11 protein-coding genes are annotated in these 13,953 nt (G+C 70.1%); 5 read left to right on the top strand and 6 right to left on the bottom strand.

The window, feature by feature from the left end; all coding sequences use genetic code 11:
- Positions 1-2 precede the first annotated feature (2 nt).
- Complete coding sequence (locus FXO23_RS21710; protein WP_158887219.1) at positions 3-677, top strand: DUF6766 family protein; 675 nt, start codon at positions 3-5, stop codon at positions 675-677.
- 75 nt (positions 678-752) lie between these two features.
- Here the strand turns inward: FXO23_RS21710 and ctaD are convergent, their stop codons facing one another.
- Complete coding sequence (ctaD, locus tag FXO23_RS21705; RefSeq protein ID WP_158887218.1) at positions 753-2,513, bottom strand: aa3-type cytochrome oxidase subunit I; 1,761 nt, start codon at positions 2,511-2,513, stop codon at positions 753-755.
- A 92-nt stretch (positions 2,514-2,605) separates the two neighbouring features.
- On the opposite strand from ctaD, the gene FXO23_RS21700 reads away from it, so the two are divergent.
- On the top strand, positions 2,606-4,561 hold the full coding sequence (locus FXO23_RS21700) for an aconitate hydratase (protein ID WP_158887217.1): 1,956 nt from the start codon (positions 2,606-2,608) through the stop codon (positions 4,559-4,561).
- A 16-nt stretch (positions 4,562-4,577) separates the two neighbouring features.
- On the opposite strand, the gene FXO23_RS21695 is transcribed toward FXO23_RS21700, so the two are convergent.
- Genes FXO23_RS21695 through FXO23_RS50780 form a run of 3 tightly spaced genes read right to left on the bottom strand, consistent with a single transcriptional unit; the run spans position 4,578 to position 8,169 of the window.
- Complete coding sequence (locus FXO23_RS21695) at positions 4,578-5,690, bottom strand: acetate/propionate family kinase (RefSeq protein ID WP_158887216.1); 1,113 nt, start codon at positions 5,688-5,690, stop codon at positions 4,578-4,580.
- Complete coding sequence (locus FXO23_RS21690; protein WP_246257649.1) at positions 5,690-7,996, bottom strand: phosphoketolase family protein; 2,307 nt, start codon at positions 7,994-7,996, stop codon at positions 5,690-5,692. Before FXO23_RS21690 ends, FXO23_RS21695 begins: the two co-directional genes overlap by 1 nt.
- 8 nt (positions 7,997-8,004) lie before the next feature.
- Positions 8,005-8,169 carry a hypothetical protein gene (locus FXO23_RS50780; RefSeq protein ID WP_179956835.1) on the bottom strand — a complete coding sequence of 55 codons (165 nt, stop codon included), beginning with the start codon at positions 8,167-8,169 and terminating at the stop codon, positions 8,005-8,007.
- Positions 8,170-8,295: 126 nt separating this feature from the next.
- Between FXO23_RS50780 and FXO23_RS21685 the strand changes: the two genes are divergently transcribed.
- Together FXO23_RS21685 and FXO23_RS21680 are read left to right on the top strand one after the other, a co-directional pair.
- Complete coding sequence (locus FXO23_RS21685) at positions 8,296-8,793, top strand: hypothetical protein (RefSeq protein WP_158887215.1); 498 nt, start codon at positions 8,296-8,298, stop codon at positions 8,791-8,793.
- 13 nt (positions 8,794-8,806) lie between these two features.
- Positions 8,807-9,997, top strand: coding sequence for a zinc-dependent alcohol dehydrogenase (locus tag FXO23_RS21680; RefSeq protein ID WP_158887214.1), 1,191 nt, complete (start codon positions 8,807-8,809; stop codon positions 9,995-9,997).
- Here FXO23_RS21680 and FXO23_RS21675 read toward each other — a convergent pair whose 3' ends face one another.
- Complete coding sequence (locus FXO23_RS21675) at positions 9,998-10,852, bottom strand: SCO6745 family protein (RefSeq protein WP_158887213.1); 855 nt, start codon at positions 10,850-10,852, stop codon at positions 9,998-10,000.
- Positions 10,853-10,967: 115 nt separating this feature from the next.
- Entirely contained in the window at positions 10,968-12,185 is a 1,218-nt protein-coding gene (locus FXO23_RS21670; protein WP_158887212.1) for a hypothetical protein, read from the bottom strand.
- Positions 12,186-12,283: 98 nt separating this feature from the next.
- Between FXO23_RS21670 and boxC the strand changes: the two genes are divergently transcribed.
- Complete coding sequence (boxC, locus tag FXO23_RS21665) at positions 12,284-13,951, top strand: 2,3-epoxybenzoyl-CoA dihydrolase (RefSeq protein WP_158887211.1); 1,668 nt, start codon at positions 12,284-12,286, stop codon at positions 13,949-13,951.
- The last annotated feature ends 2 nt before the right edge of the window (positions 13,952-13,953 follow it).

Genomic DNA, 13,953 nt, shown 5'->3' with positions numbered 1-13,953 from the left:
GCATGCGGCGCTTCGTCCGCGACAACGGCCTGACGCTGGCGTTTCTGCTGCTGTTCCTGGCCAGCCTGGCCGGTCAGGCGGTCGCCGGGCACGTGGACTTCGACCACCGGCAGCTCGCGCTGGGCGGATCCGAGGTCGGACTGCTCGACTACCTTGTGTCCGCCGATTTCCTCGTCGACGTCGCGGAGAACTGGCAATCGGAGTACCTGCAGTTCTTCCTGTACGTCGCGGTGACCGTCTGGCTGGTGCAGCGCGGTTCGCCCGAATCCAAACCGGCGGGCAAGGTCGGGCGGGAGAGCGACCGGGAGCAACTGCTCGGCCGGTACGCTCGCGCGGACTCGCCGCGCTGGGCCCGGGCGGGCGGCTGGCGCGCCGCGGTGTTCTCCCGGTCGCTCGGGCTGGTGATGGGGGTGCTGTTCCTGCTGTCGTGGCTCGCGCAGTCGGTGGCCGGGTTGCGCGCGTACAACGCCGACCAGTTGCGAACCTTCACCGATCCGGTCTCCTGGTGGGAATATCTGGGATCGGCGGACTTCTGGAACCGTTCGCTGCAGAACTGGCAGTCGGAGTTCCTGGCCATCGCGTCGATGGCGTTCCTGTCGGTCTACTTCCGCCAGCGCGGTTCGCCGGAGTCCAAACCGGTCGGCGCACCGCACGGGGTCTCCGACGAAACCGGCTGACGGCTCGCGGTCGTGAGTGGACAGGCCGGGTTGGGACCGGTCCAAAAACACTCACGACCCCAGCCGGAGTCCGGGTCAGGTGCTGCCCTTGGTGGCTTCGGCGCCGCGCTGGGACGGCGTTTCGGTCGCCTCGTGGTGGGCCACGGCCCGGCCGGTGAGCGTGATGTGCCCCTCGCCGCGCAGGCGTTCGATCATATGCGGGTAGTGCAGCTCGAAGGCCGGGCGCTCGGACCGGATCCGGGGGAGATCGGTGAAGTTGTGCCGCGGCGGCGGGCAGGTGGTGGCCCATTCCAGCGAGTTGCCGAAGCCCCACGGGTCGTCGACCTCGACCGGCTCCCCGAACCGGTAGCTGCGCACCACGTTGTAGATGAACGGCAGGATCGACGCGCCGAGGATGAACGAGCCGATCGTGGAAATGGTGTTCAGCGTGGTGAATCCGTCCGAGGGCAGGTAGTCGGCGTACCGGCGCGGCATGCCCTCGTCGCCGAGCCAGTGCTGCACCAGGAACGTCATGTGGAACCCGATGAACGTGGTCCAGAAATGCAGTTTGCCCAAGGGCTCGTCGAGCATCCGGCCGGTCATCTTCGGGAACCAGAAATAGACCCCGGCGAACGTCGCGAACACGATCGTGCCGAACAGCACGTAATGGAAATGCGCCACCACGAAATAGCTGTCGGTGACGTGGAAGTCCAGCGGAGGCGCGGCCAGGATGACCCCGGTCAGCCCGCCGAGCAGGAAGGTCACCAGGAATCCGATCGACCACAGCATGGGCGTTTCGAAGCTCAGGTTCCCCTTCCACATCGTGCCGATCCAGTTGAAGAACTTCACCCCGGTCGGCACCGCGATCAGGAACGTCAGGAACGAGAAGAACGGCAGCAGCACCGAACCGGTGGCGAACATGTGGTGCGCCCACACCGCGAAGGACAGCGCGGTGATGCCCACGGTCGCGAACACCATGAGCCGATAGCCGAACAGCGGTTTGCGGCTGAACACCGGGATGATCTCGGTGATGATGCCGAAGTACGGCAACGCGACGATGTACACCTCGGGGTGCCCGAAGAACCAGAACAGGTGCTGGAACAGGATCGCGCCGCCGTTGGCCGGATCGAACACGTGTGCGCCCAGGTGGCGGTCGGCGAGCAGGCCGAACAGCGCGGCGGTGAGGATCGGGAACGCGGCGAGGATCAGCACGCTGGTGAACAGGATGTTCCAGGTGAAGATCGGCATCCGCCACATGGTCATCCCGGGGCAGCGCAGGCAGAGGATCGTGGTGATCATGTTGACCCCGCCGAGGATGGTGCCGAGACCGGACACGATCAGGCCGGTGATCCACAGGTCGCCGCCGATGCCCGGGGAATGCACGGCGTTGGACAGCGGCGTGTAGGCCGTCCAGCCGAAGTCCGCCGCACCCGCCGGGGTGACGAACGAGCTGAGCACGATGATCGCGCCGAACAGGTACAGCCAGTAGGACAGCGCGTTCAGGCGGGGGAAGGCGACGTCCGGCGAACCGATCTGCAACGGCAGGACCAGGTTGGCGAAGGCGAAGAGGTTCGGCGTCGCGTACAGCAGCAGCATGATCGTGCCGTGCATGGTGAACAGCTGGTTGTACTGCTCCTGCGACAGGAACTGCAGGCCGGGCACCGCGAGTTCGCCGCGCATCAGCAGGGCCATCGCCCCGCCGATGATGAAGAACGCGATCGACGTGACCAGGTAGAGCATGCCGATCTGCTTGTGATCGGTGGTGCGGAGCAGGCTCAGGAAGGCCTCGCCCCGTTTACCGCGGTGCACGGGGCGGAAGGGAATCGTCGTCGGCCTCAGTTCCGTCTGGATATCCATCGGGTACCTCCGCGCGGTAGGTTCGATTACGGTAACTCCGGGTACCCGTCAGGCGAAAGTGGACGACGGCATCGGTAGCCGAAGGGGGTGCCATGGCGGGCTCGGTCGCGGAAAAGCTGCTCACCGCGCATTTGGTTTCGGGCGAACCGAATCCGGGGGAAGAAATCGGACTCGGCATCGACCAGACGTTGACCCAGGACGCGACGGGCACGCTGGTGATGCAGGAACTGGAGGCGCTGCGCCTGGACCGGGCGCGCACCGAGGTCAGCGTGCAGTACGTGGACCACAACCTGCTGCAGGCAGACGAGAAGAACGCCGAGGACCACGCGTTCCTGCGGTCCGCCTGCCGCCGGTACGGGCTGTGGTTCTCCAAACCGGGTAACGGCGTTTCCCACCCCACGCACATGCAGCGGTTCGGCGTGCCGGGCAAGACCATGGTCGGCTCGGATTCGCACACCTGCGCGGCCGGTTCGCTGGGCATGCTCGCGATCGGCGTCGGCGGGCTCGAGGTCGCGATGGCGATCGCGGGAAGGCCGCTGTACCTGCGCATGCCGGAGATCTGGGGCGTCCGGCTGACCGGTGAGCTGCCGCCGTGGGTGTCGGCCAAGGACGTGGTGCTGGAAATGCTCCGGCGGCACGGGGTGAAGGGCGGCCTCAACCGGATCATCGAGTACCACGGGCCCGGCCTCGCCGGGCTGACCGCGATGGACCGGCACGTCATCGCCAACATGGGCGCCGAACTGGGCGCCACCACCACGGTTTTCCCCGCCGACGACGCGGTGCGGCGGTTCCTGCGCGCCGAGGGCCGGGAGGACGACTTCACCGAGCTGACCGCCGACGCGGACGCGAGCTACGACGTCGACGAGGAGATCGACCTGTCCGCCCTGGAACCGCTGATCGCGAAGCCTTCCGCACCGGACAACGTGGTGCCGGTCCGCGAGGTCGCCGGGACCGAGGTGAGCCAGGTGGTGATCGGTTCGTCGGCGAACCCCGGTTTCCGGGACTTCGCGATCGCCGCGGCCATGGTCAAGGGCCGCCAGACCGATGATTCGGTGAGCTTCGACGTCAACCCGTCCTCCCGGGAGATCTTCGCCGATCTGACCAAGGCCGGGCACACGTTCGACCTGATCTCGGCGGGCGCCCGGATCCACCAGGCGGGCTGCATGGGCTGCATCGGGATGGGCCAGGCGCCGGCCACTGGGCGGAACTCGCTGCGCACCTTCCCGCGGAACTTTCCCGGCCGCTCCGGCACCCGGGAGGACTCGGTGTGGCTGTGCTCGCCGGAGACCGCCGCGGCGGCCGCGCTGACCGGCGAGATCATCGATCCCCGCGATCTGGCCGGCAAACTGGAGCTGCGGCACACCGTGCCCGCGGAACCCGAATCGGCTTCGGTGAACACCGAGATGCTGGTGCCGCCGCCGGAGCCGGAGGAGGCCGCGCGGGTCGAACTCGACAAGGGCCCGAACATCTCCTCGCTCCCGGATTTCCCGGAACTGCCGGACCGGATGGCGGCGCCGGTGCTGCTCAAGGTCGGCGACGACATCTCCACCGACGAGATCTCCCCGGCGGGCGCCCGCGCGTTGCCGTTCCGGTCGAACGTGCCGAAGCTCGCCGAGTTCACGTTCACCCGGATCGACGAGGACTACCCGGCCCGGGCACGTGCGACAGCCGACGACACCGGGCATTTCGTGGTCGGCGGCGAGAACTACGGCCAGGGCTCGTCCCGGGAGCACGCCGCGATCACCCCGCGCTACCTCGGGTTGCGCGCGGTGATCGCGAAGTCGTTCGCGCGGATCCATTGGCAGAACCTCGCCAACTTCGGCATCCTCGCCCTCGAGTTCACACGTTCGGATGATTACGACCGCATCGATCCGGACGATGTGCTGGCGATCGACGAGGTGCGCCGGTCGCTGCCCGGCGGGCCGGAACTGACCGTCCGCAACACCACCAAGGACGAGGAGTACCGCGTGCGGCACCGGCTGTCCGAACGCCAGGTCGAGGCCGTCCTCGCCGGTGGCCGCATCCCCCTGCTCGCCCGGGAAGTCTGAGCGGGTCCGCGCTTGGCTATGTGCGGGGGCGGGCGGCGACCGCGGCGGTTTCGGCGGCGAGCTGGAGTTCCTCCCGGGACTGGACGGTAAGCACCGGGACACCGGCGTCCGGCCCGCTGATCACCGCGTCCTCGGTGCGCCGGGTAGCCAGGCCGCCGCGCACGCCCAGCACCCCGAGCCCGGCGCTCACGGACTCGGCGACCTCCGGCTGGTCCCAGCCGATGTCCCCGGTGAACACCAGCGCGTCCACGCGCTCCAGGCTCGTGGCCGCGGCGGCGAGTTCGCGGCGGACCCGGTGGCAGAACACGTCCATCGCCAGCGCGGCCGCCTCGTCCCCGCGTTCGGCGGCACGCACCAGATCCCGGGTGTCCGGGGAACTCCCGGACAACCCGAGCAGCCCGGATTCCGATTGCAATCCGGTTTCCAGCTCGTCCAGGGAAAGCTTCTTCTCCCGCAGCAGCCACAGCAGCATGCCGGGATCGACGCTGCCCGAACGCTTCGACATCGCGAGGCCCTCCAGCGGCGTGAAACCCATCGACGTGTCGACACTGCGTCCCTTGTGGACGGCGGCGACCGAGCAGCCGCCGCTCAGGTGGGCGAGCAGGACGTCCAGTTCCCCGGCGGGGCGGCCGAGCAGTTCGGCCGTGCGGCGCAACGCCCAGGCGAAGGAGAGTCCGTGGAAACCGTAGCGGCGCAGCCCCCACTCCTCCCGCCACCGCCGGGGCAGCGGATAGGTGCGGGCCGCGGCTGGCAGACCGCTGTGGAACGCGGTGTCCGGGCAGACTATCTGGCGGCATTCGGGCATCTTCCGGTGCAGCGACTCCAGCAACGCGAGCGCCGCCGGCACGTGCTGCGGCGCGATCGGCGCCACCTCGCGGAGGGTGGCGAGCACTTGGTCGTCGACGACCGCGGGCGCCAGGAGGTGCGGGCCGCCGTGCACGAGCCGGTGCCCGATCGCCGAAATCGCCTCGGTCGGCACGCGCTCCAGCAGGTCGTCCAGTTCCCGCTGGGCCGCCTCGGAATCCGCGGGGTGCCCGCTCTCGGCCGCGTCGACCACGTGCTCGTCGGTGGTGTCCACCAGATGCGCGCGCAGGCTGGACGAACCCGCGTTGACCGTCAGCACGAGCATCACGACCACCGCCAGCCGGTGATCTCGGGTGCGTCCTCGCCGTGCGCGAAGGCGTGGGCGAGCAGTTCGTCGCGGCGGCGGAGCAACTCCTCGCCGGTCGCCGGATCGCCCCCGGCGTGCGACACCGCCGCCCGCGCCAGGTCGTGGCGGGTCATCCGGTTGCTCGCCAGCAGGTCGAACGGTGTCGTGGTGGTGCCTTCCTCGAGGTAGCCGTGCACGTGGAACCGGTCCGGTGCGGGGCGCCCGTGCAGCACCTCGTGCACCGCGGACGGGTAGCCGTGGAAGGCGAAGACCACCGGGACGTCCGTGCCGAAGCAGGCCTCGAACTCGGGATCGGCCAGCCCGTGCGGATGGCGTTCGGCGGGCGCGAGGGAGAGCAGGTCGACCACGTTCACCACGCGTACCCGCAGCCCGGGCGCGGACTCGGCGAGAAGTTCGGCCGCGGCCAGGGTTTCCGTGGTGGGCACGGTACCCGCGCAGGCGAGCACCACATCCGGGTCCCGGCCATCATCGGTGCTCGCCCAGTGCCACACCCCGGCCCCGGCGCGGAAGTGTTCGCGGGCTTCGGGAAGATCCAGCCACACACCGGTCGCTTGCTTCCCGGCCACCACGACGTTGATCCGATCGGTCGAGGCGAGGCAGTGTTCCAGGGTGACCAGCAGCGTGTTCGCGTCCGCGGGCAGATAAACCCTTGCCACACTGGCCTTCTTGGTCAGCATGTTGTTGAGGAAACCCGGCCCCTGGTGGCTGTACCCGTTGTGCTCCTGCCGCCAGCCTTCGCTGGTGAGCAGGTAGTTGAGGCTCGCCACCGGGGCCCGCCAGGCCACCTCGCCGGACATCTTCAGGAACTTGGCGTACTGGTTCACCATTCCGTCCACAATGGACACGAATGCCTCGTAGCACGGGAACAGGCCGTGGCGCCCGGTGAGCAGGTAGCCCTGCAGCCAGCCCTGGCAGAGGTGCTCGGACAGCACCTCCATCACTCGCCCGTCCGCCCCGAGCTGCTCGGCGTAACCCGGCACCTCCCGGGTGAACGCGCGCGCGGTGGCCGTCAGCAACGGACCGAGCTTGTTGGACTCCAGTTCGTCCGGGCACACCACGCGGAAGTCGCGGCGGTCCTCGGTCGCGCGCATCAGCTCGGCGAGCCAGGTCGCGGCCGTTTCGGTCGGGCTCGCCGCGGCGCCGCCGGGCCGGTCGAGGCCGACGCGGAACTTCTCCAGCGCGGGCAGCGGCAGGTCCCGGCGCAGCAGCCCGCCGTTGGCCTGCGGTACCTTGCCCAGCCGCAGCTCGCCCTCCGGCGGCACGGAAAGCAGGTCGCCGGCCGGAACGCCGTCATCGCCGAACAGCTCTTCCGGGTGGTAGGACCGCAGCCAGTTCTCCAGCAGCGCCAAGTGATCCGGATCGTCCCGGGCGGCGGACAGCGGCACCTGGTGGGCGTGGAAGGTCCCGGCCAGCGGGGTGCCCTCCGGATCGCTTTCCGGGGCGCCCGCGCCCTTCGCGCTGCGCAGCACGAGCATCGGCGGGCGGTCGCCGGCCAGGTCGCCGTGCGCCGCGTCCAGCGCGTCGGCGAGGCACGCGTCGGCGTCGGCGGCCTTGGTCACGTCCACGATCCGGGGTGACCAGCCGCAGCCGGTGAAATAGGCGACGAGTTCGTCGTCGGACATCGTGCCGTACACCGTGGGCGAGGCGATCTTGTACCCGTTCAGGTGCAGGATCGGCAGCACGTTCCCGCCGCCCACCCGGTCGAGGAACTTCTCGCAGTGCCAGGAGGCCGCGGTCGGGCCGGTTTCCGCTTCGCCGTCGCCGACCACGCAGGCGACCAGCAGTCCCGGATCGTCCAGCGCGGCGCCGAACGCGGTGGCCAGCGCGTAACCCAGTTCGCCGCCCTCGTGGATCACGCCGGGCACCTCGGGGGAGAGGTGGCTGGGGAAGCCGCCCGGCCAGGAGAACCGGCCGACCAGTTCGGCCAGCCCGGATCCGTCGAGGCTCAGCGCGGGGTCGTACTCGGCGTGGGTGCCCTCCAGCCACAGGTTCGCGTGGATGGCGGGCGCGCCGTGCCCGGGCCCGGTGACCAGCAGGGTCCGCTGCCCGGTGCGGCGCACCAGCCGATTGAGTCCACTGTAGACAAGGGTGAGCCCCGGACAGGTTCCCCAGTGCCCGAGCGGTCGCGGCTTCAGGTGCTCGGGCCGCAGCGGTTCGCGGAGCAAAGTGTTGTCCCGCAGATAGATCATCGCGACCGCGAGATAGTCGCAGGCGCGGCGATACCGGCGCAGGGTCGCGGTTTCGGTGCCCTCGATCGTTTTCACCGACGTGCCTACCGCTCTTCGAACGGCGGCACCGCGGGATCGTCGTCCGCGGGCGGTTCGGGGTCGCGCCACTCCTCGGCCCGGCTCGGGCGGTTGCCGCGGAGGGTGCCTTCCAGCTCGGCCTTGAGCTCGTCGTCCGTGCGCGGGCCGTGCTGATCGCTTTCTCGGTGCATGCGAACCTCCCTTCGGCGCTCCGACCATTCCGGGCTACCCGGGGCATCCAGGCGGCAAACGCGTTTCGCTCCGAGGTCGGGCGGGTACTCCGAGTGCGTTCAGCGGTATGGCTGGAAGGAGGCACCGTGGACACCCAGGCATATGTGGTCTTCCTGATCATCGGGGTCATCCTGGTGGTGCTCGACGGGCAGATCATCTACCGAAGCGGTCGGCGTTTCCTGGAGAACTCTTACGGCGATCCGGCGGCGAGCGGAGCGATGACCCGGTTGATCACCGTGATGTTCCATTTCGCGGTGCTGGGCATTCTCGGCTTGATCTCGACGATCGACATGGGCGGCCGAACCCCCACCGAGGCGGTGGTCACCAGGCTGGGCGTTGTCCTGATCCTGCTCGCCATCGCGCACGGCATCACCCTCGCCATCCTCGCCAGGCTCCGCGACGAGCAGATGGCCGAGGAGATCACCGCGCGCCGGGCCGACGAGCGGCAACGGGGACCGGCGACCGGAGCGGATCGGGCCGCGCAGGAACCGGTGGTCACCCCGGTGCCCGGGCAGGGCGGGCGGGATCCCCGGGTCGCGCCCGGGATAGAGCAGAACATCCCGCCGCAGCCTTATTCTTCGTGAGCCGGGAGACTTGATGAAAGCCGTTACCTGGCATGGAAAACGCGATGTCCGGGTGGAGACGGTCGACGATCCGCGGCTGGTCGAGCCGAACGACGCGATCATCCGCGTCACCACGTCCGCGATCTGCGGTTCCGATCTGCATCTGTACGAGGTGCTCGGCGCGTTCCTCGAGCCCGGCGACATCCTCGGCCACGAACCGATGGGGATCGTGGAGGAGGTCGGTTCCGAAGCGGGCGACCTGAAACCGGGTGACCGGGTGGTGGTGCCGTTCAACATCTCCTGCGGGCACTGCTACATGTGCGCGCGCGGCCTGCAGACCCAGTGCGAGACCACGCAGGTGCGGGACCGGGGCAAGGGCGCGGCGCTGTTCGGCTACACCAAGCTCTACGGCCAGGTGCCCGGCGGCCAGGCGGAATACCTGCGCGTGCCGCAGGCCCAGTACGGTCCGGTCAAGGTGCCCGAGGGGCCACCGGACGAACGGTTCGTGTACCTGTCCGACGTACTGCCGACGGCCTGGCAGGCGGTCGAATACGCGGAGATCCCCGGCGACGGCAGCGTCGCGGTCTTCGGGCTCGGGCCGATCGGCCAGATGTGCTGCCGGATCGCCGCGCATCGCGGCGCCGGGACGGTGCTCGGCGTGGATCTGGTGTCCGAACGGCTGGCCCTGGCCCGCCGTTACGGCGTCACCACGTTCGATCTGCGGGAGGACCGGGATGTCGTGGCGGCGTTGCGCGAGTCGACCGGCGGCCGGGGCCCCGACGCGGTGATCGACGCGGTCGGCATGGAGGCGCACGGCGCGCCGCTCGGCAAACTGGCGCAGGACCTGGTCAACCTGCTGCCCGGTCCGGTCGCCGCGAAACTCACCGAGAAGGCGGGCGTGGACCGGTTGTCCGCGCTGTACCTGGCGATCGACGCGGTCCGCCGCGGCGGCACGATCTCGCTCAGCGGGGTGTACGGGGGCATGCTCGACCCGATGCCGATGATGGAGCTGTTCGACAAGCAGATCCGGATCCGGATGGGGCAGGCCAACGTCCGCCGGTGGGTCGACGACATCCTGCCGCTGCTCACCGGCTCCGAGGACCCGCTCGGCGTGACGGACCTGGCGACCCACCGGCTGCCCCTCGACGAGGCTCCACGCGGCTACGAGATCTTCCAGCACAAGAGCGACGGCGCGATCAAGGTCCTGCTGCGGCCCTCGGGTTGATCACGGACGCGGCGCGCCCATCGGGTTGGGCACCGGGATCTCGCCGGTGTCGACCAGGTGGCGGCTGAGCGGTGTGGCCAACGCGATCGCTCGCTCCACCCCGGATTCGCCGAGCGCGGCGACCGGCCCGGCCGCGAGCCGGTCGGTGACCTCCTCGAGCCGCTCGCGCAGCGCGCTCCCGCTCCGGGTGAGCCGCGCGGTGTCGTCCAGCAGGCCCCGGGCGACCAGTTCGCGGCGGCTTTCCGCCCAGTCGGCGTCGGTCCAGCCCCGGTTCACCTGCATCAGCTCCCGGGTGGTCGCGCCGGTGGCCACCTGGGTGAGCGTGGCGTCCAGGCCGCGCAGCCCGGCCTGGACCGCGGCGATGACATGGCCGTCGCCGCGGTGCTCGCGCAGGATCGTCGCGGCGAGCCAGATGCGGGCCGTCGCGCCGGACGGACGGGGGACGGCCGACCACGCGGCCGCCAAGGGGCGGCCGTCGAAAGAGCAGCCCGCCACGGCCCGTTCGAGCAGGTCGGCGAGCTGTTCGCGGTTTCCGTTCGCGGGCAGCGCACGGTCCAGCGCGGCCTCGACCGCGTCGATCCGGGCGGCGAGCACCCGCTCGGGCGTGGCGTAGGCCCAGGCGTCGGGCAGCGCCCGGGCGACCTTGGCCGGGCTGAAGCCGAAGAACATCGCGGTGACCGCGGGCGCGCCGATCGGCCCCAGCGGGGCGGCCCGCCCGGCGAAGTAACCCATCCACCATCCGCGCAGCCCGACGGCCTTGGCCGCCTCGACGGGCTCCGGCGCGAAGTACACGACGGCGTGGATCGGTTCGATCGCCGCCCAGAGACGACGCGCCAGCGCGGAATTCGAGTCCATGCGCCCAAGAAAACCTCAGTGTGGAACTCGCCGCCACTCCCGAGTTCTACGTTCGGGTAATCGAATTACACGTTCAGGCACGCGAGTTGAACGTTCGGGCACGCGAGTTGCACGTTCAGGCGCGGCCGGTGAGGGTTTTCCAGGGGACGTGGACGGTGACGCGTTCGCGGAGTTGCTCGTTGAGCAGCCAGAGTTCGCCGGTGGCCGGCCAGTACGACAGGTTCTGGCTGTTCACCGGGGCCCGGCCGAGCCGGGACGTGGACACCCCGCCGACGCCGCCGTGCAGGCACGACGGATGGTCCCCGGGCTGCCCCGCGAATTCCGGGCAGACGCCGGTCAGCACGAAGTAGCCGTCCTTGGCGATCGCGCCCTGCATGCCCCACACCGGGGACACGAACCCCTCGCCGGCGTGCACCTGCTTGTCGGCCTGCTCCTTCGGCCGCCCGGTGGCCGGGTCCAGCGGCCAGCGCACGATCCGGCCCTTCGCCGCGCCGGGCACGTGTTCCGCGGTGAGCAGCGAGCCGTCGCCGGTGTGGTCGAACGCCAGCGTCGCCAGGCAGGGCCGTGCGCCGGTGACGCTGGTGCACGCGCCCCCGCCCGGGTACCAGTACGCGCCGACCTGCGGGAGCGCGTAGTCGTAGTAGGCGGCGTGGTACTTGCCGTCCTTGCCGAGCCCGATCTCGCCGGACGAATCGTCGACCTTCCAGAAGTGGCGGGTGTCGAACACCCGGATCAGGCCGCCGGTGGTCGCCACGAACAGCAGGTCGCCGATCCAGGTCATCCCGTGCCCGTGGCCGGGGACGACCGCGAAGTCGTCGTTCGAGGTGGGTTCGACGAGCAGCGCGTGCCGGTAGCGCATCTTCGCGGGATCGGTGACGTCGGCGAAGGACAGCCGGACCATGGTGTCGCCCGGGGTGTGCCAGGACGCCGACACGACCCGCTTGCCGCCGACCTTCCCGGTCGCGGGATCGGCGTCCCCGGAACCGGTGAGGCCCTGCGGGATCCAGGCGTTCGTCTTGTCGTCATTGCCGTCCTCCCAGCAGAACCCGGCCGGTTTCAACGCGGCGTCGAGGTGCGTGCCGTGGCACAGCGGCCGGGCCGCCCGGTTCGCCGAGGCGAGCACCTCGCCCAGTCCGCGGGGAGCCAGCTGGGCGTGGGATTCCAGCCCGGCGACGCGCTCGCCGTAGTTCTTGAACGTGTCGCCCGCGGTCCACCGGAAGGAGTCCACGGTCGCCGCGTCCAGCCGCGGGAAGGTGGCCGCCGCCGTCGCCGGGGCGGGGGAGAGGAGCGCGCCGAGCACGGCCAGGACGAGGAGAACCGCCTTGTGTCGCATGGTTTCGATTCGAGCAGGAGCGTCTACAAACCGCGTACAAGGGTGATAGTTCTACAGAACCTTGACGTTGATCTTGTCTCGTGTAGACAATGTCGGCTATGACGGCCGCCACACCTCGGGAGGTGTCGTTCGACCGGCACCCGGACCGCTACCGCCACTGGACACTGAGCGTCGACGGCCCGGTGGCCCGGCTCGAACTGGACGTCGACGAGGAAGGCGGCCTGTTCCCCGGCTACCAGCTCAAGCTCAACTCCTACGACCTCGGGGTGGACATCGAGCTGCACGACGCGGTGCAGCGCCTGCGGTTCGAGCACCCGGAGGTGGGCGCGGTCGTGGTGACCAGCGCGAAGGAGAACGTGTTCTGCGCGGGCGCGAACATCCGGATGCTGGCCGCCTCGGCGCCCGAGCAGAAGGTCAACTTCTGCAAGTTCACCAACGAGACCCGCAACGCGATGGAGGACGCCACCGAGCACTCCGGCCAGGTCTACCTCGCCGCGGTCAACGGCTCCTGCGCCGGCGGCGGCTACGAACTCGCGCTCGCCTGCGCGAAGATCATCCTGATCGACGACAACTCCTCGACCGTCGCGCTGCCCGAGGTCCCGCTGCTCGGCGTGCTGCCGGGCACCGGCGGGCTGACCCGCGTGGTGGACAAGCGCCGGGTGCGCCGGGACCGCGCGGACGTGTTCGCCACCCGCAGCGACGGCGTCAAGGGCCGGACCGCGGTCGACTGGCGCCTGGTGGACGAACTCGCGCCCCGCCGGGACTTCGCGGACACCGTGCGCCGCCGCGCCCGCGAACTGGCCGGCGCGAAACCCGCGGCGACGGGGATCGAGCTGACCCCGCTGCGCCGCACCGCGACCGCGGACGGCCTCGCCTACGACCACGTCCGCGCCGAGTTCGACCGGGCGGCGGGCGCGGTCACCATCACCGTGCGCGGGCCCGCCGGGGAGGCGCCCGCCGACGTGGCCGCGGTGCACGAGCAGGGCGCGGGCGGCTGGCTGCTCGCGATGACCCGGGAACTCGACGACGTGATCCTGCGCCTGCGCACCAACGAACCGGAGCTGGGCACCTGGCTGCTCCGCACCGAAGGTTCGGCGGACAGCGTGCTGGCGCACGAGGAGGTCGTGCTCGCCTGTCCCGATGACTGGCTGTGCAACGAGATCGCGCACTTCGCCAAGCGCACCCTGAAACGGCTGGACGTCACCAGCCGAAGCCTCATCGCGCTCGTCGAACCCGGGTCGTGCTTCGCCGGGGTGCTGCTCGAACTGGCCCTGGCCGCCGATCGTCAGTACATTCTGGACGGACCGCCGGTCGGCGACGAGACCAGCGCGCAGCGCGCCGCGATCACGCTGTCCGAAGCCAACTTCGGCCGGTTCCCGATGGGCAACGGGTTGTCCAGGCTGGCTTCCCGGTTCTACGGCGAAACCGAGCACCTGGACTGGCTCGCGCGCGAGCGGAACCGGCCGATCCCGCCGAAGGAGGCCGCCGAACTCGGCCTGGTCACCGACGCGCCGGACGATCTCGACTGGGCGGACGAGATCCGGATCGTCGTGGAGGGCCGCGCGGCGCTCAGCCCGGACGCGCTCACCGGAATGGAGGCGAACCACCGGTTCGTCGGCCCGGAAACCCTGGAAACCAAGATCTTCGGACGGCTGACCGCGTGGCAGAACTGGATTTTCAGCCGTCCCAACGCGTCCGGATCCGAAGGTGCCCTGCGCCGCTACGGCACGGGGCGGAAAGCCGTCTTCGACAGGAAGCGAGTTTAGGC

The organism is Amycolatopsis anabasis (assembly GCF_009765355.1).
Taxonomy (GTDB): Bacteria; Actinomycetota; Actinomycetes; order Mycobacteriales; family Pseudonocardiaceae; genus Amycolatopsis; species Amycolatopsis anabasis.
This window is presented reverse-complemented; position numbering and strand designations above follow the sequence as displayed.

Bases quoted from the DNA above. Each gene is read 5' to 3' on its own strand.
- ctaD (WP_158887218.1), bottom strand. From the start codon at position 2,513: ATGGATATCCAGACGGAACTGAGGCCGACGACGATTCCCTTCCGCCCC.
- FXO23_RS21670 (WP_158887212.1), bottom strand. From the start codon at position 12,185: ATGCGACACAAGGCGGTTCTCCTCGTCCTGGCCGTGCTCGGCGCGCTC.
- FXO23_RS21695 (WP_158887216.1), bottom strand. From the start codon at position 5,690: ATGCTCGTGCTGACGGTCAACGCGGGTTCGTCCAGCCTGCGCGCGCAT.
- FXO23_RS21675 (WP_158887213.1), bottom strand. From the start codon at position 10,852: ATGGACTCGAATTCCGCGCTGGCGCGTCGTCTCTGGGCGGCGATCGAA.
- FXO23_RS21680 (WP_158887214.1), top strand. From the start codon at position 8,807: ATGAAAGCCGTTACCTGGCATGGAAAACGCGATGTCCGGGTGGAGACG.
- FXO23_RS21710 (WP_158887219.1), top strand. From the start codon at position 3: ATGCGGCGCTTCGTCCGCGACAACGGCCTGACGCTGGCGTTTCTGCTG.
- FXO23_RS50780 (WP_179956835.1), bottom strand. From the start codon at position 8,169: ATGCACCGAGAAAGCGATCAGCACGGCCCGCGCACGGACGACGAGCTC.
- FXO23_RS21700 (WP_158887217.1), top strand. From the start codon at position 2,606: ATGGCGGGCTCGGTCGCGGAAAAGCTGCTCACCGCGCATTTGGTTTCG.
- boxC (WP_158887211.1), top strand. From the start codon at position 12,284: ATGACGGCCGCCACACCTCGGGAGGTGTCGTTCGACCGGCACCCGGAC.